At 67.9% G+C, this 1,300-nt stretch carries 1 protein-coding gene; it reads right to left on the reverse strand.

Features of this window, described 5'->3' with window-relative positions; genetic code table 11:
* Nucleotides 1–505: 505 nt before the first annotated feature.
* Nucleotides 506–766, reverse strand: a complete 261-nt coding sequence (locus tag LWC33_RS34630; protein WP_233308932.1) for a hypothetical protein — start codon at nucleotides 764–766, stop codon at nucleotides 506–508.
* Between the last annotated feature and the right edge of the window lie 534 nt (nucleotides 767–1,300).

The raw sequence follows: 1,300 nt of genomic DNA on the forward strand, positions 1-1,300 counted from the left end.
CTCACAACCCATTTTCACGGACTAGTCGACTGGCTGATCTGTGGAACCCCGGTCGCCGGATCGAGGCCGCCGTCTACGCGATCGAGCACGGTCACCAACCGCGCCAACCAGCTCCTTGAGCACTGCACTGGCTCGTCAGGCTCGATCGTCGAGCCCTGCGCTGCGAGCACCCAGCCGCCCTGCACCGGGTTGACCGCAACGCGCCACGCCATCCGGGGTCGGCCCGCCACCCCGTCGACGGCGCCCGCCGCCCGGCGAACATGACCACAGACCCGGCCGGTAGTTCCTCAGGCCAGCTCCTCGCGCAGCCAGTCTTCCAGCGGTGCCAGCAACTCGTAGCTGTCGACGAACGCCACCACCGCCTCGGCGACGGCATCGCCGAGCGCGGCGGCCGACGGCCGAACGCGCGCAGCTTTTGCTGTTGCTGCGGAGGTTTCGCGGGCCGATTATTCGACAGGGGGCGGCTGGCGACGTCAATGTCGGAGGTAGGCGTGCGGGCGTGCAGCTAGCCAAACTGGGCCGGCGTATCGGCGTCGATGACGGTGAGTTTCTCGACTGGCTCGCGGTGCAGCTGTTCGGCCGAGACCTCATCGACGAGCGCGACGCCCGAGTCGGTGACGTGACCGAGCTGTCTCCACGGTCCGCGCAGTCGAAGCGAGGCCACGCAACGCGAGCGATCCTCGACCAGCTTCACGCCTACGTCGACGGGAAGCGGTTGGAAACGCTGCGCGCAGAGTTCCAGCAGAGCAAACAGGATCGGCCTCACGACTGGGTGCGACACGCTCGCGCCCGGGGCAACTAGACGGGCCCTGCCGGGGCGGGTGGAAGGACCGCCAGCGGGTCTCAGGCAGCCGTCGGCCACCGCACGCCTGTCGCTGCAGCCCGCGGTCCATTGCTGCTCGGCAACCCGCCGGTGATCGACCGCACGGTCGGAGCACCGTATGCGTCGTATATCGCGGCGAACCGCTGATGCAGGCCGGCGGAGACCTCGCGCGCGTGTACGCAGCATGAGCGAGGGCGTCCGTCGCACGTTCTGACGCGGCCACCGCATGCGCGGTGGCCTCCGCAAGTGATCCCGGCGGCATTGCGCAAGTCAGTCGGTTCGCGAGTTGTGTCTCCCGCTGCTGGTCGAGTCGATCAAGATTCGGGTCCTGGCGACGTGCAAAAGCCTGTCCGAGATCCATCGGGACAAGCTCTGCCTACCGGCAACGCGCCTGTGAAGAGAATCGACCGCAGCCGGGCTAGGCGGTCTTGTCGAGGGTGACGCGGTAGCCGAGGTTGTGGAGTTGGTGGATGAGCC

Origin of the sequence: Pseudonocardia terrae (assembly GCF_021343995.1) — a bacterium.
Lineage (GTDB): Bacteria > Actinomycetota > Actinomycetes > Mycobacteriales > Pseudonocardiaceae > Pseudonocardia > Pseudonocardia terrae.